Genomic DNA, 20,066 nt, shown 5'->3' on the forward strand with positions numbered 1-20,066 from the left:
GTTGCGCCGATGAGGTTAGCAAGGCGTGAACGCGGCCACGATTGAAACGCAAGTGCTGCGGGGATAGAGCATCCGGCAAGCAAACCGGGAATGCGATCGTGAAAAACCCCGTCCAGATGGCCGTGATCGGCGCCGCGCATGGCATTCGCGGCGAGTTGCGGGTGAAGACCTTTACCGGCGACCCGCTGGCGCTCGGCGACTACGGACCGCTGCAAACGGCGGATGGCCGGTCCTTCGAGGTTCTCGACATGAGGCCTGCCGGCAATGTCGTCGTCATCCGCTTCAAGGGCATCGCCGACCGTAATGCCGCCGAGGCGCTCAACGGCACGGAGTTGTTCGTCGACCGCTCGGCGCTTCCGGACGATGTCGAGGAGGGGGAATTCTATCATACCGACCTGGTCGGCTTGGCAGTCCGCGACGAGGTTGACACGGTGGTCGGGCGCGTGACCTCGGTGCAGAATTTCGGTGGCGGCGACATCCTCGAAATCACCCACGCCGGGACGAAGGGCGTGCTGATCCCGTTCACACAGGCGGCCGTACCGGTCGTCGACATCGCCGGCGGTTACGTCCGCATCGATACCGTCGCCGCCGGTCTCACCAACGAGGGCGACGATAGCGACGAGGCTCCGAACAAGCAGGACGGTGCGGAGGGGGGCGGCTTGAATCGCCGCCCGCGTGGGCCAAAAAATGCCGGGGGCAACCGGTGACGTTTCGCGCCAGCGTGCTGACGCTCTATCCCGAAATGTTCCCGGGACCGCTCGCTGTCTCGCTCGCAGGGCGCGGCCTGGCGGAAGGCGCCTGGTCGCTGGAGACCATCCAGATCCGCGACTTCGCCACCGACCGGCACCGCAGCGTCGACGACACGCCGGCCGGCGGCGGCGCTGGCATGGTGATGCGCGCCGACGTGCTGGCGCGCGCGGTCGACCATGCCTCGCAGCCGGGCGATCCGCGCCCGCGCCTGCTGATGAGCCCGCGCGGCAAACCGCTGACGCAGCAGCGCGTGCGCGAACTGGCTGCCGGCCCCGGCGCTGTCATCCTGTGCGGACGCTTCGAGGGCGTCGACCAGCGCGTCATCGACCTGCGCGGGCTGGAAGAAATTTCGGTTGGCGACTTCATCCTGTCGGGCGGCGAGCCCGCGGCGATCGTACTGCTCGACGCCGTGGTACGGTTGCTGCCGGGCGTCATGGGCAATGCGCAGTCCGGGGAAGAGGAAAGTTTTGAGAACGGCCTGCTCGAACATCCGCACTATACGCGGCCGCAGGAATTCGAGGGCGTGGCGATCCCGGATGTGCTGAACTCCGGCCACCATGCAAAGATCGCCGCTTGGCGGCACGAGCAGGCCGAAAAACTGACGAGGAAGAGAAGGCCTGATCTGATTACCAATCGGGTAACTAAAGATGGGTGAAGTTTCGGCCACTCAAGCTGGGCTGAGGATCGGTGGCACTGATTTGGATCCCGCTGAGATAGCCGAATTGCTTGGGTGTCAGCCTACGCGCTCGCACTCGAAGGGCGATAGAATATCGCCAACGAAGCAGACATTGTGGAAAAAAGGAATTTGGATTGTTTCGTCGGAATGGGAACCGGGCGACAAACTGGACAGCCAAATCCGTAAAATACTCTCGTCTCTGACGAGCGACGCCGAAACATGGAAAGCTTTAGGTCATCGGTTCGACGTCGATATGTATTGCGGCGTGGAGCTTATGAAACCAATCTGGGTATGCGTCTCGAATTTCAGACAATGAAGATGCTGAGCGACAGAATGATCAAGCTGGAACTCGACATCTATCATGTAGGTCCGCAGCCGGGCGAATAGCTCGCACTCAAGGTTGATTTCTGGCCGAGTTCACCCCGTCCAGAAATAATACCCCGCCAAAAGCAGCCCGACAGCGATGACGAACCCGCGCAGCACGGTCTGCGGCACGCGCTTGGCCATCCACACGCCGGCATAGCCGCCGAGCGCGACGGCCGGGATCATGACGATCGCCTGCGGCCAGGCCACCACGCCGCCGGAGACGAAGACGACGATAGCGACGGCCGCGATGACGATCGACAGCATGTTCTTCAGCGCGTTCAGACGGTGGTAGTCGCCGGCCTGGGTCAGGCCCAGAGTGGCCAGCATCATCACGCCCATGCCGGCGCCGAAGAAACCACCATAGACCGCCGTCAGGAACTGGATGATGGCGCCGGGCACCGAGCCGACCGCCGCCGGCTGGCCGGGTTTTGGTTTCGGCTTCAGCCACGGGCCGGCGGCGAACACGGCCGTGGCGGCGATCAGCAACCAGGGCACCAGCGCACGGAACGACGGATTGGACAGCGCCAGCAGGATCAAAGCGCCTGCCAGCGCGCCGACGGCCGAAATTATCGAAAGCAGCAGCGCGCCGCGCCAGAACGTCTTGATGTCGCTCCAATAGGCGAGCGTCGACGTAATGTAGCCCGGAAACTGGGTGATCGATGACGTCGCGTTGGCGGCGATCGGCGGGATGCCGGCAACCGACAACGCCCCGAAGGTCAGGAACGTGCCGCCGCCCGCGACCGCATTGACCGCGCCCGAGACGAAGCCGGCGACGGCGAGCAGCAAAATGTCGGCAAAATTCATATCTGTCTGGCGGCTGGATCGAAGGGGTGAGAAGCTGTACGGAAGGCCGCCCGGCGGCGCAAGCGCCGGGTTCCCGCGAAAATCCGCGACGCGGGCGTGACAAGCGAAAAGTTTTGGTGTATCGCCGCGCACGTAACCGGAAGGACGAACCGACCGGGCCCGTCATAAGGACGGTGAATTCGCCCCTGCTTCTCCCAGTGAGACGGCATAGCCAAGCGGCAAATGAGCTGCAAGGCAAGCGTTGGGCGCTCTGGCTGTCGAGAAGCAAGAAGAGGTTTTTTGAGATGGACATCATCCGTCAGCTCGAGGCCGAACAGGCCGCCAAGATCGAAGCCAAGCGCACGCTGCCCGAATTCCAGCCGGGCGACACCGTACGCGTCCAGGTGCGCGTAACCGAAGGCAGCCGTACCCGCCTGCAGGCCTATGAGGGCGTCGTCATCGCTCGCTCCGGCTCCGGCTTCCAGGAGAATTTCACCGTCCGCAAGATTTCCTACGGCGAAGGTGTGGAGCGCGTGTTCCCGGTCTACTCGCCGATGGTCGAGGGCGTCGAGATCGTCCGCCGCGGCAAGGTGCGCCGCGCAAAGCTCTATTACCTGCGCGATCGTCGCGGTAAGTCGGCCCGCATTTCGGAAAACACCGGCGTGCGCGCCCGCAAGCTGAACGACGCCGAGCGCGAGGCGCTGAACGCCGAGAAGGCGAAGCTGGAGGCCGAGAAGGTCGCCGCCGCCCAGGCGCTGGCCGCCGAGAAGAAGGCCGCCGCCGAGTAGGACTCGGCCGGTGAGACCACGTGAGAAGGCGGCCGTCGAGCCGCCTTTTTTGTTTGGAATATCGCAAGGAATGGACACTGGGGACGACCGGCGGATGAACCAGCGCGCGTTGCGCGACGCGGGGCCACGCCCGGTCATTCGGCTTTTGACCGCGAACGATGCAGCCGCGTTCCGTGCGCTGCGTATCATGGCGTTGCGGGAAAGCCCCGATGCCTTCACCGCAAGCATCGAAGAAGAGGAGGCCTTTTCTGACGACGAAATGGCTGCTCGCGCCGTGCCGGAGGCGCCCGGCCTCTTTCTCGGCGTCTTCGTCGGCAATGAGCTTGTCGGCATGGCCGGCTATATCGCCAATCCGCGGCCCAAGACCCGGCACAAGGGCGTGATGGTCGCCGTCTATGTCGCGCCGCAATGGCGGGCGGAAAAGCTCGGCCGCCGGTTGGTCGAGGCGGTAGTCGATCACGCCCGCTCGGTCGGTGCGACGCTGCTGCATTGTACGGTACGCGCCGACAATGTGCCGGCGCGGCGGCTCTATCTGTCGCTGGGCTTCGTTCCCTATGGGCTGGAGCGCGACGCGATTTTCGCGGACGGGCGTTTCTTCGATGACGAGCTTCTGGCGCTCGACCTTCGAGATGGCTCGCACAGGGGCAACTGATCCCCGGCACCTTCATCCATATGTGATTTGACGGTGCGGCCCGCGGCTCTACGATTTGCTACAAATCGCAGACGGAGTAGCGACATGTTGCGCAGCGGGAGTGGAATGAATTGGCAGGCGTCCGTGCTTGCAGGCTTCATCGCACTGGCAACGGCGGTACCCGCGCTGGCGCACCACGGCTGGTCGTGGACCGAGGAAGGCTACTTCCAGCTCGAGGGCATCATCCGTGACATCTATGTCGGCAATCCGCACGCCACGCTCGACGTCGATGTCGAGGGCGAGATCTGGCGCGTCGAACTGGCGCCGCCCTCGGCCACCATTCGCGCCGGCTTCACCGAGGACACGGCCAAGCCCGGCGACGAGGTCATCGCCATCGGCAACCGCTCGCGCGATTACACCGAAAAACGCATGAAAGCCGTCCGGCTCACCGTCAACGGCAACACCTACGACGTCTATCCGAACCGCGTGCCGCCATCCTGATCGAGGCGGGTATGGAATTGCTGACAGCGATCGAGCAACACGATCTCGTCCGGCTGCTCAAAAGCTCCTTCTACGCCTACCCGATCGTCAACGCGCTGCATATCGCATCGATCGGGGGCTTGCTGACCTCGGTCTGGCTGATGGATTTGCGTATTCTCGGCTGGCTTGTTGTATTGCCCGAACGGCCATTCCTGAAATTGTTGCGGCGCGTGGCGCTGATCTCCTTTGCCTGCGCCGCGGTCACCGGCCTTGCGCTGTTTTCGGTGCGCGCCACCGAATATGTTGGCCTCCCCATCTTTCTCGCCAAAATGACGCTCATCCTGCTGGCAGGCCTGAACCTCCTGCTATTCTTCATTCTGGATCGCCAACGCCCGGCCAGCGTGATGCCTTCAATCATGGAACGCATCGTTGCCGGCTTCTCGGCAGTGCTATGGACAGGGGTCCTGTTCGCCGGCCGTTTCATCGGCTTCGTCTGACTTTCCGCGCCAGGACGGGAACGTCTTGCAGGCTCATTGCATGACAGCCGGTTGACAGCATCGCGGTGTGTGCAACACCCTTCGGGCCAAGCGTTCGGAGGAGCGGCCATTTGCGCGGGGAAGTGCTGCATTACGACGAGGAGCAGGGCTTCGGTTTCATCGATGGAGCCGATGGAAACCGCTACACTGTCATTCGTGAGGACCTGCGGCGCGGCGGTTCGCTCGCCAACGGCGCTGTCGTGGATTTCCAGCCGAGCGGCGACCGGGCTAGGAACGTTCTTTCAATCCGCGCACAAGCCGCGGACACGGGGACAGGAAGCGCCGCGCAGCCAGCCGGACTCCAGCATTTCGGCCGCAACGCCGTTCCATTTTCCGTCGCTGCTCCGACAGGGACCGGACTGTGGCATTACTTCCGGCGCGCCTTGACCGCCAATTATGCGAATTTCGCCGATCGCGCCCGCCGCAAGGAATATTGGGGCTATGTGCTGTTCTGGATGCTGGCCTTCGTCGCAGTATCAAGCGTCAGCCTGACGATCGACTATCAGGTCGGGAACATGGAGCCCGGTTCCGAGGCGCCGGTTCTCATGGTTCTCGGCATGGCGGGCTGGATCCTTGCTACGCTGGTGCCCAGCCTGGCGATGGCCGTGCGGCGCCAGCACGACATCGGCATTTCCGGCTGGTTCTTCCTGGTTGTCTTCATTCCGATGGGTGTGGTCATCGCGCTGATCTTTGCGCTCATCCCGTCACGAAAGCAGGAAAACCGATGGGGTCAGGTGCCGCAAGGCATTGAAGTGCCGCCGCAAATCGCGCCGAGAACCACCTGACCCTTCAGGCAGCTTGGTCGGGCTTGTTTTCGCTGAAGCGGATGGTGTTGCCGAACGGGTCGATAACCGTCATCAGCCAGGCATTCCAGGGCGCATCCTCCAGTCCAGGGCGCAGGTTGCCGTATCTCTTGCCGATCAGTTCGGCGTGAAACGCGCGCAACCCGGCGGTCTCGACGAAGATGCAGGAGCCGGGCGTGCCATCACCGAAATGCTCGCTGATGTGCAGCGACAGACCGGCGCGCGACACCTGCATGTAAAGCGGCAGGCCGGGCTCGAAACGATGCTCCCAGTCCACCGTGAAGCCAAGGAAGCCGACATAGAATTCCCTTGCCTTCGCCTCGTCGAAGGACCGAAGGATCGGAATGGTCTTCGAGAATTCCGTCATCAATACTCCGTTTTCGGCGCGCCGTGACCGGCCGGCCGCCGTCACAATTCGAGAAAGCTCTCGAACCCGCCAAAGATCATGCGTTTTGCATCGAACGGCATGTTGTCCCAATCGCACTTCAGGCGCGGATCGGCCATGACCTTGGCGTTGATCTCGTCGCGTTTCTGCCGCGACTCGTAGACGATCCAGGAGAAGACCACGACCTCGTCGTCCTTCGCCTGCACCGAGCGCGGGAACGACGTCAGCTCGCCATAGGGAACGTCGTCGCCGACGCATTCGACATAAGCGAGCGCGCCATATTCCTTCCAGATCGCGCCCGCATCGGTTGCCATCTTGCGATAGGCGTCGAGATTGGCTTTCGGCACGGCCAGAACGAACCCGTCGACATAGGACATCATCTTCTCCTTTCGATCACCATGGCCAAAGGACGAAGGAGGCGAGCCGGTTCCGACAGGTTCCCTGAATTTTCGGCGGTGCGAGCCGGTCAGGCCGACAACGTGCGGAATTTTTCGATGATCGCGTCGCCCATCGCCACCGTGCCGACCTCGGTCGTCCCAGCGGAAAGGATGTCGCGAGTGCGCAGGCCGCTATCGAGGACGGCCGAGATTGCCGCTTCCAGCCGGTCCGCCTCGGCCACCATACCGAACGAATAGCGCAGGCACATGGCGAAGGAGGCGATCATGGCGATCGGGTTGGCCGCGCCCTTACCGGCAATGTCCGGCGCCGAGCCGTGGACAGGCTCGTAGAGCGCCTTGCGGCTGCCGGTCTTGGCGTCCGGCGCGCCGAGCGAGGCGGAGGGCAGCATTCCGATCGAGCCGGTCAGCATCGCGGCAATGTCAGACAGCATGTCGCCGAACAGATTGTCGGTAACGATTACGTCGAACTGTTTTGGCCAGCGCACAAGCTGCATGCCCCCGGCGTCGGCCAGCATATGGTCGAGTTTCACGTCGGAATAACGCGCCTTGTGCGTCTGGGTGACCACCTCGTTCCACAGCACGCCGGATTTCATGACGTTGCGCTTTTCCATCGAGGTCACATGGTTCTTGCGTGTGCGCGCCAGCTCGAAGGCCACGCCGGAAATGCGTTCGATCTCAAACGTATCATAGACCTGCGTGTCGATGCCGCGCTTCTGGCCGTTGCCGAGGTTGATGATCTCCTTCGGCTCGCCGAAATAGACACCGCCGGTGAGCTCGCGCACGATCAGGATGTCGAGGCCCTCGACGACGTCCTTCTTCAGCGACGAGGATTCAGCCAGCGCCGGATAGCAGATGGCTGGGCGCAGATTGGCGAACAGCGCCAGGTCCTTGCGCAGGCGCAGCAGGCCTGCCTCGGGGCGCACCTCATAGGGAACGCTGTCCCATTTCGGACCGCCGACCGCGCCGAACAAAACGGCATCGGCGGCCAGCGCCTTGCCCATGTCGTCTTCCGAAATCGCCTTGCCATGCGCGTCGTAGGCCGAGCCGCCGACGAGGCCGTGCTCGGTCTCGAAGCCGGCGCCGAATTCCGCGTTCATGACCGCGATCAGCTTCTCCACCTCGGCCATGGCCTCCGGACCTATGCCGTCGCCGGGGAGCAGGAGAAGTTTTTTCGAGGCCATGTCGTCATATCCTGAAATCTTGGAGAAGCGCAGCCTTGCTAGCGGGCACAAGCCATCCACGCAAGGCGGAAAACTCCCGCATTACCTTGGCATCGGCCTTCAAATAGACTGCTCGTCGGGATCGGGCCGCTGGAGATGAACGCTCAGGCGTCGCGCCGCAGCGCAGTCACCTCGATCTCGATCTTCATTTCCGGCTCGGCAAGCTCGCAGACGATCATCGTCGCGGCCGGACGGATGTCGCCAAACGTCTCGCCGAAGATCGGATAGACGCTTTTCACGAAGGCGCGATCCGTGACGTAGTAATGCGCGCGCACGACGTCAGCGAAAGCGAAACCGCCGTCGGCCAGCGCCTTGCCGATGGTCGCAAGGCAATTGCGCGCCTGGTCCTCGACGCTTTCCGGCATGGTCATGGTCGCGTAGTCGTAGCCGGTGGTGCCCGCGACGAAACACCAGTCGCCCTGCACGACGGCGCGGGAATAGCCCGCCGTCTTCTCGAAGGGCGAGCCGGTTGAGATCAGCTTGCGCATCTGGGTCTGGCTTGCTGCCGAAGAGCGATCGCGGCCTGCCCGCCCCGGACGCTCACGCCCAGGGACGGGAGGCCGCCGCGCTCTTCTCGTAGGCGGCGATTGACGAAGCCTTCTCCAGCGTCAGGCCGATGTCGTCGAGCCCGTTGAGCAGGCAGTGGCGCTTGAAATCGTCGAGATCGAATTTCACCGTGCCGCCATCCGGTCCACGGATCTCCTTTGCTTCCAAGTCGACGGTGAGCGTGGCGTTGGCGCCGCGCGAAGCGTCGTCCAACAGTTTTTCCAGGTCTTCCGGGCTGACCGTGACCGGCAGGACACCGTTCTTGAAGCAGTTGTTGTAGAAAATGTCGGCGAAGGAGGTGGAGATCACGCAGCGTATGCCGAAATCGAGCAGCGCCCACGGCGCGTGCTCGCGCGACGAGCCGCAGCCGAAATTGTCGCCGGCGACCAGAATCTGTGCGTTGCGATAGGCGGGCTTGTTGAGCACGAAATCCGGGTTTTCGGAGCCGTCATCCTTGTAGCGCATCTCGGCGAAAAGCCCGGAGCCGAGGCCGGTACGCTTGATTGTCTTGAGATAATCCTTCGGAATGATCATGTCGGTGTCGACATTGACGATCGGCAGCGGTGCCGCGACGCCGGTGAGGGTGGTGAATTTGTCCATGGTGATCTTCCGTAGCGCCAGCAATTTTTGCTGCGACCGCTTTACAGCAAGCGACGGGCGATTCAAAGCCTGTCGAGAAGGATCGACCAATTGCCGGTCCTAATCAGCCCACGCAGGGGAACGAACATGACCGCTCGCTATTTCTTTGCTCCGCAGGACACGGTCGGCGTCCCGGTCGTCGGCAGCGAAAAGCTCTATCCGGTCGGCCGCATCTTCTGCGTCGGCCGCAACTATGCGGAACACGCCAAGGAAATGGGCCACGAAGTCGACCGCGAGGCGCCTTTCTATTTCACCAAGCCTGCCAGCGCCATCGTTGCGAGCGGCGGGACAATTCCCTATCCGCCGGGCACCCAGAATTTCCATCATGAGATGGAATTCGTCGTGGCGCTGGGCGGCTCGGCCTTCCGCGTTGCTGAAGCGGAGGCGATGGGTGCCGTGTTCGGTTACGCTTGCGGGCTCGACCTGACGCGCCGCGACCTGCAGCAGGCGGCGAAGGACAAGGGCCGGCCCTGGGACCTCGCCAAAGCCTTCGAACATTCCGCCGTGATCAGCCCGATCACGCCCGCAAGTGCGTTTGGCGCCATCGGCGCGCAGCGCATCCATCTCTCTGTCAACGGTGAGATACGCCAGGATTCCCGGCTCTCCGACCTAATCTGGAGCGTGCCCTCGCTGATCAGCCACCTGTCACGGTACTATCACCTGCAAGCCGGCGACTTGATCTATACCGGCACGCCGGCCGGCGTTGGCAAGCTCGTAGCCGGCGACAGGCTGGAGGGCGGTATAAACGGACTGGGACCGATCGCGCTGACCATCGGCCCGGCGGAGTAGGGCGTCTTAGGAACCGCAGGCGCTCAGTCTGCCGTTGCGCGCGGGAAAAACGCCGTCGGTATCCGCACCGGTTCATGCGGCTGCGACATGGCCTGTGGGCGCATCAGCATCGTTGCAATCTCCTCGACATAGCGGGCCTTGTCGTAGCCGATCGAGGCGATAGGATATGCGTCGAAGCTGGTAAGCGAGAGGTTGTCGAAACCGTAGAGCCGGAAGCGTTCCGGCCGGTTGCCGGGAAAGTCGGCGCGCCGCGCGTCGAGCACGCCCATTGCCATGGCGTCGGAGGTGCAGAACAGTGCCTGCGGCGGGTTTTTGCATACCAGCGCCTCGGCCGCTGCGTGGCCGCTTTCGTAGGAATAGTCGCCCTGCGCCTCGCGCACGACCGAAATGCCGTGGCGTGCAAAACTCTTGCGATAGGCGGCGATACGGATGTGCTCGACTTCCGACGACGGCCGTCCGGTGAGCAGAGCAACCTTGCTGACGCCCTTGCCAGCGGCATCCGCGACAGCCGCCTCGATGCCGACCGCCTCGTCGGGGATGACCGCCGGCGACAGCCGGTCATGCCTGCCGTTGAGCATCACGACGTGGTCGGAGCGGAACATCTCGCGCATGGTCGCCGCATCGGCGAAGTCGGAAAACACGAGTGCGGCGTCGACGTGATAGGCGATGCCGCGCCGCAAAAACTCCTCGACCCGCGCTACCGAGCCGACGCGCAACAGGATCACCTGCTTGCCCGCCGCCTGGACGCGGTCGATCAGCCGGTCGAACAGGTCGAGGTCGGAGAGATCATGAATGTGATTGACCACCACGGCGACCAGATTGACCGATTTCGAGGTGAGGCTCTGCGCCAGGAAATTGGGCTTGAAGCCAAGCTCGGCGGCCGCCTTCAGCACGCGCTCGCGCTTGTCGGCAGACACCGGGCGCGGCTCCGGCGAAAGCGCTCGCGAGGCGACTGCGCGCGACACGCCGGCGCGCTCCGCCACATCGGCGATGGTCAGGGAGCGAGGCGGATCAGTGTTCATGTGGACGGCTCAACGCGACCGTGCCGCGGCAATGGTGGCGCGCACGCCCTCTTCCGAGGTGACGCTGTTGGTATATTCGCGCTCAAGGTCGGTGCCGCCCATGCCGATGGTCGGGTTGCGGAAACGCATGCCGCTGGGTTCGTCGCGCAGCGCGGCGAAATGCACTTCCTCGACGCCGGTGGTGTCGATGACGTGGGCGATGTTGCGTTCGTTGAGCCCGCCGCAGCCCATGACGACGATGCGCCCCGCGGCGGCCGTGACCGTCTCGGCCAGCACGTCGAGCCCTTCGATCGCGGTGTCGTGTCGTCCGGAGGTCAGCACCCGGTCAACGCCGGCCCGCACCAGCGCCTCGATCGCCTCTTTGTGGTCGCGGGTCATGTCGAAGGCGCGATGGCAGGTCACCTTCATCGGCCGGGCCGCATCGACCAGCGTCCCCATGCGCTGTTCGTCGATCGTGCCGTCGGGGTTCAGGCACCCGGCGACGACGCCCTGGACGCCGATGTCGCGAAACGCCTTCACGTCCTCGATCATCGAGCGGAACTCGATGTCGGAATAAAGAAAATCGCCGCCGCGCGGGCGGACCATGACGAAGAACGGAATTTTGGCGAGACGCTGGGCCTCGCGTACCACCCCGAAGCTGGGGGTGAGCCCACCTTCGAGCAGCGAGGCGCAAAGCTCGACACGGTCGGCGCCGGCGTTCTGGGCGGCAACGAGGCCGTCGGTGTTTTCCACGCAGATTTCGATGGCGCGGAGCGGATGAGCGGTCATGAACGAATCCTATGGATAAAACATGGCCCGGCGCCCCAATAAGCCGGGCCACGCAGGGTTAGTCTATTACCAGAGCGGGTTCAGAGCCGGCGGATTGGCCGTCTCACCCCACCACTTCTTGTAATTGGCTTCATAGGCGCCGGACTGGATGTAGTCGGAGACGAACATATCCAGCCAACGCACGAACTCCGGATCGCCCTTGGCCACCGCGATGCCGATCGGGTCGTTGGAGTATAGACCCTCGATCGTCACCAGCGACGGGTTTTTCGTCGCGAGATAGTCGAGCAGCGAGGAATCCTCGATCGCCGCGTCGACGCGCTTCTGCTGGAGTTGCAGAACGCCGTCCGGCGCGAACTGGTCGACATAGACGAGTTCGGCTTCGGGCACCGCCTTCTTGATGAAGGTTTCGCCGGTGGTGCCGCGGCCGACGACGATCTTCTTGCCGGCAAGATCCTTGAGCGTCTTGATGCCGGAATCGGCCTGGACGATGACACGCAGGCCGGCGCGGTTGTAGGGGATGGTGAAGTTGACGCTCTTCGCCCGCTCCAGCGTCGCCGAGGTGTTGGCGACGACGATGTCGAGCTGGCCTGAGACCAGCATTGAGATGCGGGCGTCGCCCGAGACGTCGGTGAACTCTACCGGCACGCCGAGCTTTTCGGCAAGCATGGTGGCGACATCGACGTCGTAGCCGACCGGATTGTTCTGCGGATCGCGAAAACCGATCGGCTCGCCGCCGAGCGACACGCCGATGCGCACCGTGCCGCGCGAGCGGATATCGTCGAGCATGCCGGCCAGCGCCGGAAGGGCCGTGCCGGCGACGAAGGCCAGCGCGGCAAGGGCAGTCAGAAGTCGTTTCATGGTGCAGTCCTCTCTGGATCAATATTGTTATGCGTCGCTCGCTGCCCGGAGTTCCGGCCCGGACATCGATTCCTCCCAGAGCCAGTAGCGGATCTCTCCTTGGCACCGGAAATTCACGACCTTGTAGTTGCCATGGGCGTCGACGGCGTGGATGACCACGCCTCCCAGGAAACCCTCGGTCAATTCGGCAAGCTCGTCGACGGCGAGTTTTATCGCGTCGCCCAGCGGCCGGCCTAGTTTCATGGCAAGTACGATCGAGCGCGCGGTGGCGCAGCGCATGGTCATCTCGCCGGTATGCGTGCAGGCGGCGGCGCCGTAGCGGCTGTCGGCGTAGAAGCCGGCGCCGGGGATCGGGCTGTCGCCCAACCGTCCCGGGTACTTCCACGCCCAGCCCGAGGTCGACGTCGCCGCGTGGATGCCGCGCTCGGCGTCGGCGCTGAGGAAGACGGTGGTGTCGCGCACCCGCTCGGGATCGGTGATCGCTGTGCTCAGCGGCGCCAGCGGGATGTTCGGGAATTTTTCCAGTTCGCCAGCCGAAAATTCCTTTTCCAGCCGTTCCCACCAGACCCGTTTGCTGTCTTCGAGCAGCATGTCAGTCAGCGGAAAACCGATCTCGGTGGCGAAGCGGCGCGCGCCGTCTCCGGTCAGCACCACATGCGGCAGGCGCTTCATCACCTCATGCGCCAGCGCGGTAACATGCAGCGTGTCCGGCACCGCGCCGACGGAACCGACGGCCCGCGTGTTGCCGTCCATCACCGCCCCGTCGCATTCCATGACGCCGAGCATATTCGGCCAGCCACCGTAACCGACGCTGCGCACCTTCGGTTCGGCCTCGACGCGGCCGATGCCGGCCACCATGGCGTCAAGGCTGGCGGCACCGGCCTTCAGCATGTCGATGGCGAGCGGAAAGCCCGGCCAGGCCTCGGCATTTGCAAGCAACAGCATTCAGTCTTTCCGCATTTTTGACAAGAACTGTGCGACGCGCGGCTGCGCCAGGCCGCCGGCCGGATCGAAAAAGTCCTTGGTTGGCAGGTCGACCAGCAGTGTCCCCTTTTCGAGGAAGACGACTCGGTTGGATATCTGCCGGGCAAACTCGACCTCGTGGGTGACGAAGACCATGGTCGTGCCTTCGGCCGCGAGCTTCGCCAGGATGGTGAGCACCTCGGCGGTCATTTCCGGGTCGAGCGCGCTGGTCACCTCGTCGAGCAGCAGGTAGCGCGGCTTCATGGCGAGCGCCCGGCAGATGCCGACACGCTGGCGCTGGCCGCCGGAAAGCTGCGCCGGATAGGCGTCGGCGCGGTCTCCGAGCCCGACCGAGGCGAGCAGCGCGCGACCGTCCACCTCCGCTTCGGCGCGCGGCCGCTTCAGCACCTCGACCGGCGCCAGCGTGATGTTCTGCAGCGCAGTCATATGCGGGTAGAGGTTGAAAAGCTGGAACACCGTGCCGGAGCGTTTGCGCGCCTCGGCGAGTTCCTTCGGCTTGCTCACGTCGAACTCGTCTACGGTGATGCGGCCGGCGTCGAGTTTTTCAAGGCCGTTGATGCAGCGGATCAGCGTCGACTTGCCGGAGCCCGACGATCCGAGGATCGACACGACCTCGCCGGGACGCACTGTGAGATTGACTCCGTTCAGCACCGTCGCCGCGCCGAAGGATTTCTTGACGTTTTCCACCTTCAGCATGTCAGAGACCTCTAAAGGCGCTGTGCGCCCTGAGCCGGTCCTCGAAGCGCGTGCCAAGCGTCGCGACGAGTTTTGCGGCCAGATAGTAGAGCAGCCCGACCACCGACCAGACGATGAAGGGTTTCAGCGTGCGCAGGTTGAGGATGTTGCCGATCTTGGTGAGGTCTACGACGCCGATCACCGAAATCAGCGAGGTGACCTGAAGCTGGTTGACCAGCAGTGCCACCAGCGGGCCGACCGAAAAGGCCGCGGCCTGCGGCGCGATCACATGGCGCAGCACCTGCCAGCGTGTCAGCCCGAACACACGCGCCGCCTCGACCTGCTCGCGGGCGATCGATTCGATCGCTGCCACGATGATGACATAGACGAAAGCGGCCGTGTTGGCGGACAGCGTTATGACCGCCGCCTCGACCGGCGTTACGTTGACCTTGAAGAAGGCGGGGAAGCCGAAAAAGACCAGGAACAACTGCACCAGCACCGGCGAGTTCTTAAGAATCTCGGCGAGAAAGCCGACGAGCTGCGTCAGAGCCGGTACGCGGTAGAAGCGGATCACCGCCCAAAGCGCGCCGATGACCAATCCGATCAGGGAGGTCGCCAGGAAAAGGCCGATGGTTGTGGCGAGGCCCTGCGCTAGCAGGACGAGGTCGTAGCTTGTGAAATCGCTGTAGCGCATCAACCGACGGGCTCCAGCATGTCGCGATTCAGCCGGCGGTGCAGCAGTCCGATGCCGATCGAGACGAGCCAGGTGAGCGCCGCATAGACGACGAGCAAAACGACATAGATCTCGAACGGCCGGAACGTGTCGGAGGCGACGATCTTGGCCGAGCCCGTGAGTTCATTCAGCGTGATGGTCGACAGGATCGACGAGGTGAGGATCATGTTGATCAGCACCGAGCCCAGCGGCCGCACCGAGGTGCGGAGCGCGATCGGCAGCACGATGCGGGTAAATGTGGTGCGCTTCGACAGTCCGCTGACCTCAGCGGCTTCGAGAATGCCGTTGTCGATGGCGAGGATGCCTGAGCGAATGACGTCGGACGCATAGGCGCCGCCGGCGATCGACAGGGCGATGACGCCGGTGGTGAAGGCGTCGATATAGATGCCGATCTCCGGCAGGCCGTAGTAGAAAAAGAACAACTGCACGATGAACGGGATGTTGCGGAACAGGTCGACATAGACGAAGGCCAGCCGCCGCACCCAGCCCGCCGCCGAGGTGCGGGCGATGGCGACCAGCATGCCGAGAATGACGCTGCCGATCAGCGACAGGATGCAGGCCTCGACCGTCAGCAGCGCGCCCTCGGCCAGGAAGCCGAGATGCGGGAGCAGGATAGTCAGGTCGAACCGCACGTGTCCCCGGATGTTCGAGTGAAACCGGTTTCAGTGTGCGTTTTTATCGAAATGCTGTCAATCCGCCACCAATCGATGCCAAGCCCGTTTGGTCAGATGACGTTCAGCTCGCGGAACGGCTTGTTGTCGCGGATTCGTTCGTAGCCGAAGGCGGAGGCGTCGGCCGTGCGATAGCCGCCATGGACGATGAATTCCGCGACCGCCTTTCCGACGGCCGGCGCCTGCTGCAGGCCATGGCCGGAAAAGCCGTTGGCGAAGAGGAAATTTTCGACCTCCGGGTGCGGGCCGATGACAGCGTTCTGGTCGAGCGTGTTGTAATCGTAATGGCCCGCCCAGGCGCGGGTGGCCTTGATCGCCTCGAAGGCCGGGATACGGGTCGCCAGCACCGGCCAGATGACCTCCTCGAAAAGCGGCCAGTCCGGGTCGAAATCGGTGGGATCGGCCGGCCCGTCCGTGTCCTCCGGCTCGGCGCCGCCGGTGATGTAGACCGAGCCTTCAGGCCGTACATAAATGCCCGAGGGGTCGACCAGCAGCGGCATGTCGTCGAAGCGATCCCGCGCCTCGAACACGAAGACGCTGCGCTTGCGCGGCTCGACCGGCAGGACGAGCCCAGCCAGCGCCGCCACCTTGCCGGCGTTGGGACCGGCGGCGTTGATGACGACGCCGGCCTCCAGCCGCTCGCCATTGTCGAGCGTCACGCCGGTAACGTGTGCGCCGTCGCGGTCGATGCCGGCGACGGCGGCTGTGATGAAGTCGATGCGCCTTGTCCGCAGGGCCTTGCGGAACAACATCAGCAGCGCGTGCGCGTCGAACCAGCCTTCGCCAGTCCGGCCCCAGGCGCCTGCGACGATGCCTTCCGGCGACAGCCAGCGAAAACGCCGCGCGAGGTCGCCGGCCCTTTCCAGCAGGATGTCGGCACCCTCGGCGGCCTGCGCCACGTGGTTGGCTTCCAGCACCGGAAGCCCTTCCTCGCTCGCCAGGATCAGATATCCGTTCTCGCGGAAGGTTATGTCGGCGTCCGCGCCGAACACCTGCTTCAGCCGGCGGAAGAGGCCCAGCGTGAACTGCGACAAGCGGATGTTTTCGGCAATGGAAAACTGCTGGCGGATCGAGGCCGCCGAAAGCGTCGTGGCGGAAAAGGTGAACTGAGGATCGCGCTCGACCAGCGCGATGGAGCCGGCAAAACCCTCCTCACGCAGATAGTAGGCGATCGAGCTGCCGACGATCGCGCCGCCAACGATGACGATATCGTACGCTGCCATGGTCTTCCAAAAATCCGTTCCGTTCGCTCTACCAAGCAGCAACGGCCCTGCGAGGCAAGCCCTTGCAAGGGCCAGCGTAGCGGGGCAAGAAGGCCAGATGTCCATGACCGCCGGCCGGCCCTTCCGCTCCGTTCTCTATATGCCCGCCAGCAACACCCGTGCACTGGCGAAGGCGGCCACGCTCGGTTGCGACGCGGTGATCGTCGATCTGGAGGATGCGGTCGCGCCTGGCGACAAGGATTTGGCGCGGCGCAATCTGAAGGACTGGTTTTCGGCGCGCGACGCGAAGCCGGCGGTCACGATCATCCGCATCAACGCGCTGTCCACCGAATTGGGTGCCGACGACCTTTCCCTGGCCCGCAGCCTGGAGCCGGAGGGGATCCTGCTGCCCAAGGTCGATACGCCTCGCGATATTCTCGAGGCCGGCGACGCGCTCGACGAGGAGGCAACGCCGGAGACGACGAAATTATGGGCGATGGTCGAGACGCCGAAGGCCATGCTCAATCTGGGCGCCATCGCGGAACTTGGACGCGACCCGGCCTCACGGCTGGCGGGTCTTGTCGCCGGCACCAACGACCTCGCAAAGGACACCGGCGTGCTAGTGACGCCGGACCGCCGCTATTTGCTGCCGTGGCTGATGCAGATCGTGCTGGCGGCCCGCGCCGGCGGGCTTGTTGCGTTGGACGGCGTAATGAACGAGTTCCGCGATCTCGACGCTTTCGGGCGCGAATGCACTGAGGCCGCCGCGATGGGCTTCGACGGCAAGACGCTGATCCATCCGGCGCAGATCGAGCCGGCCAACAAGGCTTTTTCGCCGTCGGATGCGGCGGTGGCCGAGGCGCAGGCGATCGTCGAGACATTCGCGCTGCCGGAAAATGCCGGCAAGGGCGTGATCTCTCTTGATGGCCGCATGGTCGAGCGGCTGCATCTTGCGCAGGCCGAACGCTTGCTGGCGCGTGCCGGGCGGGCTTGAATTCGGCGGCCCGGAGCGTAATTGATTACCTGACCCGTAGGAGAGGCACCGATGAAGCTCTATCGTTTCCTGACCGGACCGGACGATGCCAGCTTCTGCCACAAGGTGACGGCGGCGTTGAACAAGGGCTGGCACCTGTTCGGCTCGCCGACCTATTCCTTCGACGCCGAGACCAAGACGATGCGCTGCGGCCAGGCCGTGGTGAAGGACGTCGAGGGCCGGGACTACGAGCCGGGCATCAAGCTCGGCGATTTTTAGCCGGATAATATTTTGCGCGATCACCGTTCGCCGCGCAGGAAAGCTGCAAAAGCCTCGGCATAGTCGGGGTGCCAGCGCGACAGCGGCGGGCGGTTCTCGACGATGTCGCCGGCCGCCCAGCGGATGCGCTTCTCGTCCAGCGCGCGCGGCACGTCGTTGTCCGGGCACAGGATGTAGAAGTCGCCGCGCCCGAGGCTTTCGAGCAGGAAGTCGACCGTCTGCTCCGGCGTCCACGCACCCGCCGGCTTTTCGGTGCGGCCGCCGGCCGCCAGCGGCGTGAAGACGAAACCCGGAATGAACAGATGCGCGCTCACCGGGCAGTGTTTTGTGTTGCGCAACTCGTGCTGCAGCGCCTCGGTGAAGGTTTTCACGCCGGATTTGGAGACATTGTAGGCCGGGTCGCCGGGCGGCGTGGTGATGCCCTGCTTCGAGCCGGTGTTGATGATGAGGCCCGGTTTGCCGCGGGCGATCATGCCCGGCGCGAACACGCGGCTGCCATGGATGACACCCCACAGGTTCACCGCGATGACTCGCTCCCAGTTTTCGATCGGCCCGAACAGGGCGCTTCCGGGCTGGATGCCGGCGTTGTTCATCAGCACTTCGGCGCCGCCGAAGGTTTCGGCGACCCTGCGCTCCAGCGCCACGATGTCCTCGACGCGGCTGACGTCGGTCTCCACCGCCATTACGTCGTCCTTATTGGCGGCGGCCAGGATCACCTGCGCGCGCGCATCGGCGATCCGCTTGGCGCCGATGTCGGCGATGCAGACTTTCAGGCCTACGGCAGCGAATTTCTTCGCGGCCGCCAGTCCTATCCCGGAGGCGCCGCCGGTGATGACGGCGACCGCGCCGGGAACGATTGCGGGATGGGACATGGAAAATTCCTCGCGAAGGCTGGTCAATGGGAAATGTGCTGACAGTGTTTTGGCACGCCTGGGCAAACGGAAACAACAGGCAATCCGGAGACAGCATTCATCGTCGCCAGGCCGCGAAAATATTCGCGCGGGCTATTGATCCCTTTCTTGTCACGTCCTGCCGCGCGGTTTCAGGACGTGTCCGGAGACTGCAGTATCCAGCAGGCAAGCCCGTGAACGACGTCCAAGACTTCGTGAACGTCGTGGGTGGGTTTTTGGCGCCAGCCGGGCGGCCGGCCGGGTTTCAGCGGCTCTATCCGCTGAAACCGGGCCGTGACGCGATCTCGGTGAGGCCGAACGCCCGCTCCGTCGCGGCCTGCGGCCTGCGCGGTTGCGCCGCCGGCCGTGCTGTCTCGCGCAGTCGCGGCGTCGCGAGCTTCCCTCCTCCGCGCAAGCACGGCATCGCGCCGCGCCTTCCAGCGGGCAAAGCGTTTTGCCTGACCGGGCAGGTCGTCCAGCGCCCTGCCGAGCGCATCAAGGCGCAAGGCAAGGCGCGCCGCATTGACCGGGTCGTCGCGTGACGGCGCGGGAGGAAGGGAGAATGGCTCGGCGACGCCGTGAAACAGGATGCGCGGCGCGGCGTGCGCGGGCACATAGCGATGATATTGGCGGAACGGGTTTCGCAACGGATCGAGCAGCGGCAGGCTGAGCCTTTTCGGGCGGGCGGCACGGAGCGCGGCGGCGTGCCTTGCCGCGGCGGCGCGCCTGAGATCGTCCCGCGACAGGGTGACGGCGATGCCAAATCCGCGCAGCACCGGCTCCGCCGGTTTGGGTTTTGGTTTTCGCGGACGCAGCGGCGGCAAGGTGACCACGAGGTGACGCGCCGCCACGACGATCAACCTTCGCGCCGCCGCTTCCGCCGGATGCAGCAGCTTGCATATCGCGCGGTGGAGATGGCGGGGAAGGGTAAGTGCCGGGGACAGTTTACTTTTTTCGGCCCGTGCTGGCCTTGAAGCGACCGCGCCTTTCTGCCGAAACAAGGTAAACTGTCCCCCAGCGCCAACGCCCCCAGCGCCAGACCCGGCTGCAGCATCAGGCGTGACGACCGCGCGCAGCCCGGCCATGGCAACGAGCATGGCGAGGATTTTCTTGAGCGCTTCCCGGTTCTTCTCGATCGCCGCAGTCCAGTCCATCTTCAGCACAGCCGTTCCCTTTCCCGACACGGGCGGCGAGGATTATCGGCGAGGTCTGGCGGACGGG

27 protein-coding genes are annotated in these 20,066 nt (G+C 64.1%); 11 read left to right on the forward strand and 16 right to left on the reverse strand.

The features are described from left to right. Window positions 1-116: 116 nt before the first annotated feature. From rimM to ABMA59_RS37155, 3 genes are read left to right on the forward strand one after another with little or no spacing between them, the layout of a single operon-like run. On the forward strand, window positions 117-707 hold the full coding sequence (rimM, locus tag ABMA59_RS09765) for a ribosome maturation factor RimM (protein ID WP_349005229.1): 591 nt from the start codon (window positions 117-119) through the stop codon (window positions 705-707). Beyond that, a complete protein-coding gene (gene trmD, locus ABMA59_RS09770) occupies window positions 704-1,405 on the forward strand; it encodes a tRNA (guanosine(37)-N1)-methyltransferase TrmD (RefSeq protein ID WP_349005142.1) in 702 nt (233 codons plus the stop codon). The genes rimM and trmD overlap by 4 nt, the downstream gene beginning before the upstream one ends. Further along, window positions 1,398-1,742, forward strand: coding sequence for a DUF4279 domain-containing protein (locus tag ABMA59_RS37155; protein ID WP_425475881.1), 345 nt, complete (start codon window positions 1,398-1,400; stop codon window positions 1,740-1,742). The genes trmD and ABMA59_RS37155 overlap by 8 nt, the downstream gene beginning before the upstream one ends. Window positions 1,743-1,843: 101 nt before the next feature. Here ABMA59_RS37155 and ABMA59_RS09775 read toward each other — a convergent pair whose 3' ends face one another. Next, window positions 1,844-2,596 (reverse strand): sulfite exporter TauE/SafE family protein, encoded by a 753-nt coding sequence (locus ABMA59_RS09775; protein WP_349005143.1) that lies wholly within the window; start codon window positions 2,594-2,596, stop codon window positions 1,844-1,846. Between the two features lie 284 nt (window positions 2,597-2,880). Between ABMA59_RS09775 and rplS the strand changes: the two genes are divergently transcribed. The 5 genes from rplS to ABMA59_RS09800 all read left to right on the forward strand — a co-directional run bounded on the left by rplS (window position 2,881) and on the right by ABMA59_RS09800 (window position 5,795). Beyond that, complete coding sequence (gene rplS / locus ABMA59_RS09780) at window positions 2,881-3,363, forward strand: 50S ribosomal protein L19 (RefSeq protein ID WP_349005144.1); 483 nt, start codon at window positions 2,881-2,883, stop codon at window positions 3,361-3,363. Window positions 3,364-3,433: 70 nt separating this feature from the next. Next, complete coding sequence (locus tag ABMA59_RS09785) at window positions 3,434-4,015, forward strand: GNAT family N-acetyltransferase (protein WP_349005145.1); 582 nt, start codon at window positions 3,434-3,436, stop codon at window positions 4,013-4,015. 105 nt (window positions 4,016-4,120) lie between these two features. After that, a complete protein-coding gene (locus ABMA59_RS09790; protein ID WP_349005146.1) occupies window positions 4,121-4,495 on the forward strand; it encodes a DUF6152 family protein in 375 nt (124 codons plus the stop codon). Window positions 4,496-4,506: 11 nt separating this feature from the next. Continuing rightward, a complete protein-coding gene (locus ABMA59_RS09795; RefSeq protein WP_349005147.1) occupies window positions 4,507-4,971 on the forward strand; it encodes a hypothetical protein in 465 nt (154 codons plus the stop codon). Between the two features lie 110 nt (window positions 4,972-5,081). Further along, window positions 5,082-5,795 (forward strand): DUF805 domain-containing protein, encoded by a 714-nt coding sequence (locus ABMA59_RS09800; RefSeq protein WP_349005148.1) that lies wholly within the window; start codon window positions 5,082-5,084, stop codon window positions 5,793-5,795. 4 nt (window positions 5,796-5,799) lie between these two features. Here ABMA59_RS09800 and ABMA59_RS09805 read toward each other — a convergent pair whose 3' ends face one another. The 5 genes from ABMA59_RS09805 to leuD all read right to left on the reverse strand — a co-directional run bounded on the left by ABMA59_RS09805 (window position 5,800) and on the right by leuD (window position 8,962). Next, window positions 5,800-6,180, reverse strand: a complete 381-nt coding sequence (locus ABMA59_RS09805; RefSeq protein WP_349005149.1) for a glyoxalase superfamily protein — start codon at window positions 6,178-6,180, stop codon at window positions 5,800-5,802. A 41-nt stretch (window positions 6,181-6,221) separates the two neighbouring features. Then, the gene (locus ABMA59_RS09810) at window positions 6,222-6,575 is read right to left on the reverse strand and encodes a DUF1428 domain-containing protein (RefSeq protein ID WP_349005150.1); all 354 of its coding nucleotides are present in this window, start codon (window positions 6,573-6,575) and stop codon (window positions 6,222-6,224) included. Window positions 6,576-6,664: 89 nt separating this feature from the next. Next, window positions 6,665-7,777 carry a 3-isopropylmalate dehydrogenase gene (leuB, locus tag ABMA59_RS09815; RefSeq protein WP_349005151.1) on the reverse strand — a complete coding sequence of 371 codons (1,113 nt, stop codon included), beginning with the start codon at window positions 7,775-7,777 and terminating at the stop codon, window positions 6,665-6,667. Between the two features lie 143 nt (window positions 7,778-7,920). Further along, on the reverse strand, window positions 7,921-8,304 hold the full coding sequence (locus ABMA59_RS09820; protein ID WP_349005152.1) for a RidA family protein: 384 nt from the start codon (window positions 8,302-8,304) through the stop codon (window positions 7,921-7,923). A 52-nt stretch (window positions 8,305-8,356) separates the two neighbouring features. Continuing rightward, window positions 8,357-8,962, reverse strand: coding sequence for a 3-isopropylmalate dehydratase small subunit (gene leuD, locus ABMA59_RS09825; protein ID WP_349005153.1), 606 nt, complete (start codon window positions 8,960-8,962; stop codon window positions 8,357-8,359). Between the two features lie 126 nt (window positions 8,963-9,088). On the opposite strand from leuD, the gene ABMA59_RS09830 reads away from it, so the two are divergent. Further along, entirely contained in the window at window positions 9,089-9,790 is a 702-nt protein-coding gene (locus ABMA59_RS09830; RefSeq protein ID WP_349005154.1) for a fumarylacetoacetate hydrolase family protein, read from the forward strand. 23 nt (window positions 9,791-9,813) lie between these two features. On the opposite strand, the gene ABMA59_RS09835 is transcribed toward ABMA59_RS09830, so the two are convergent. From ABMA59_RS09835 to ABMA59_RS09870, 8 genes are all read right to left on the reverse strand, one after another. Then, entirely contained in the window at window positions 9,814-10,812 is a 999-nt protein-coding gene (locus ABMA59_RS09835; protein WP_349005155.1) for a LacI family DNA-binding transcriptional regulator, read from the reverse strand. A gap of 9 nt (window positions 10,813-10,821) precedes the next feature. Continuing rightward, window positions 10,822-11,580: a copper homeostasis protein CutC gene (locus ABMA59_RS09840; RefSeq protein WP_349005156.1), complete on the reverse strand. Its 759-nt coding sequence runs from the start codon at window positions 11,578-11,580 to the stop codon at window positions 10,822-10,824. A gap of 66 nt (window positions 11,581-11,646) precedes the next feature. Then, complete coding sequence (locus ABMA59_RS09845) at window positions 11,647-12,438, reverse strand: transporter substrate-binding domain-containing protein (RefSeq protein ID WP_349005157.1); 792 nt, start codon at window positions 12,436-12,438, stop codon at window positions 11,647-11,649. Window positions 12,439-12,465: 27 nt separating this feature from the next. Then, a complete protein-coding gene (locus tag ABMA59_RS09850; RefSeq protein WP_349005158.1) occupies window positions 12,466-13,383 on the reverse strand; it encodes an isoaspartyl peptidase/L-asparaginase in 918 nt (305 codons plus the stop codon). Further along, complete coding sequence (locus ABMA59_RS09855) at window positions 13,384-14,118, reverse strand: amino acid ABC transporter ATP-binding protein (protein WP_349005159.1); 735 nt, start codon at window positions 14,116-14,118, stop codon at window positions 13,384-13,386. It abuts the gene before it with no gap. A gap of 1 nt (window position 14,119) precedes the next feature. Further along, the gene (locus ABMA59_RS09860) at window positions 14,120-14,791 is read right to left on the reverse strand and encodes an amino acid ABC transporter permease (RefSeq protein ID WP_349005160.1); all 672 of its coding nucleotides are present in this window, start codon (window positions 14,789-14,791) and stop codon (window positions 14,120-14,122) included. Then, complete coding sequence (locus ABMA59_RS09865) at window positions 14,791-15,462, reverse strand: amino acid ABC transporter permease (protein WP_349005161.1); 672 nt, start codon at window positions 15,460-15,462, stop codon at window positions 14,791-14,793. Before ABMA59_RS09865 ends, ABMA59_RS09860 begins: the two co-directional genes overlap by 1 nt. A gap of 92 nt (window positions 15,463-15,554) precedes the next feature. Next, entirely contained in the window at window positions 15,555-16,724 is a 1,170-nt protein-coding gene (locus ABMA59_RS09870; protein ID WP_349005162.1) for an NAD(P)/FAD-dependent oxidoreductase, read from the reverse strand. A gap of 97 nt (window positions 16,725-16,821) precedes the next feature. Here ABMA59_RS09870 and ABMA59_RS09875 point away from each other — a divergent pair, with 97 nt between their 5' ends. Beyond that, on the forward strand, window positions 16,822-17,697 hold the full coding sequence (locus ABMA59_RS09875; RefSeq protein WP_425475882.1) for an HpcH/HpaI aldolase/citrate lyase family protein: 876 nt from the start codon (window positions 16,822-16,824) through the stop codon (window positions 17,695-17,697). 51 nt (window positions 17,698-17,748) lie between these two features. Beyond that, on the forward strand, window positions 17,749-17,955 hold the full coding sequence (locus tag ABMA59_RS09880; RefSeq protein WP_349005163.1) for a DUF1737 domain-containing protein: 207 nt from the start codon (window positions 17,749-17,751) through the stop codon (window positions 17,953-17,955). 20 nt (window positions 17,956-17,975) lie between these two features. Here the strand turns inward: ABMA59_RS09880 and ABMA59_RS09885 are convergent, their stop codons facing one another. Continuing rightward, window positions 17,976-18,827 carry an SDR family NAD(P)-dependent oxidoreductase gene (locus tag ABMA59_RS09885; RefSeq protein ID WP_349005164.1) on the reverse strand — a complete coding sequence of 284 codons (852 nt, stop codon included), beginning with the start codon at window positions 18,825-18,827 and terminating at the stop codon, window positions 17,976-17,978. Window positions 18,828-18,997: 170 nt separating this feature from the next. Beyond that, window positions 18,998-19,999 (reverse strand): hypothetical protein, encoded by a 1,002-nt coding sequence (locus tag ABMA59_RS09890; protein WP_349005231.1) that lies wholly within the window; start codon window positions 19,997-19,999, stop codon window positions 18,998-19,000. Window positions 20,000-20,066 lie beyond the last annotated feature (67 nt).

Source organism: Mesorhizobium yinganensis (assembly GCF_040081985.1).
GTDB lineage: Bacteria > Pseudomonadota > Alphaproteobacteria > Rhizobiales > Rhizobiaceae > Kumtagia > Kumtagia yinganensis.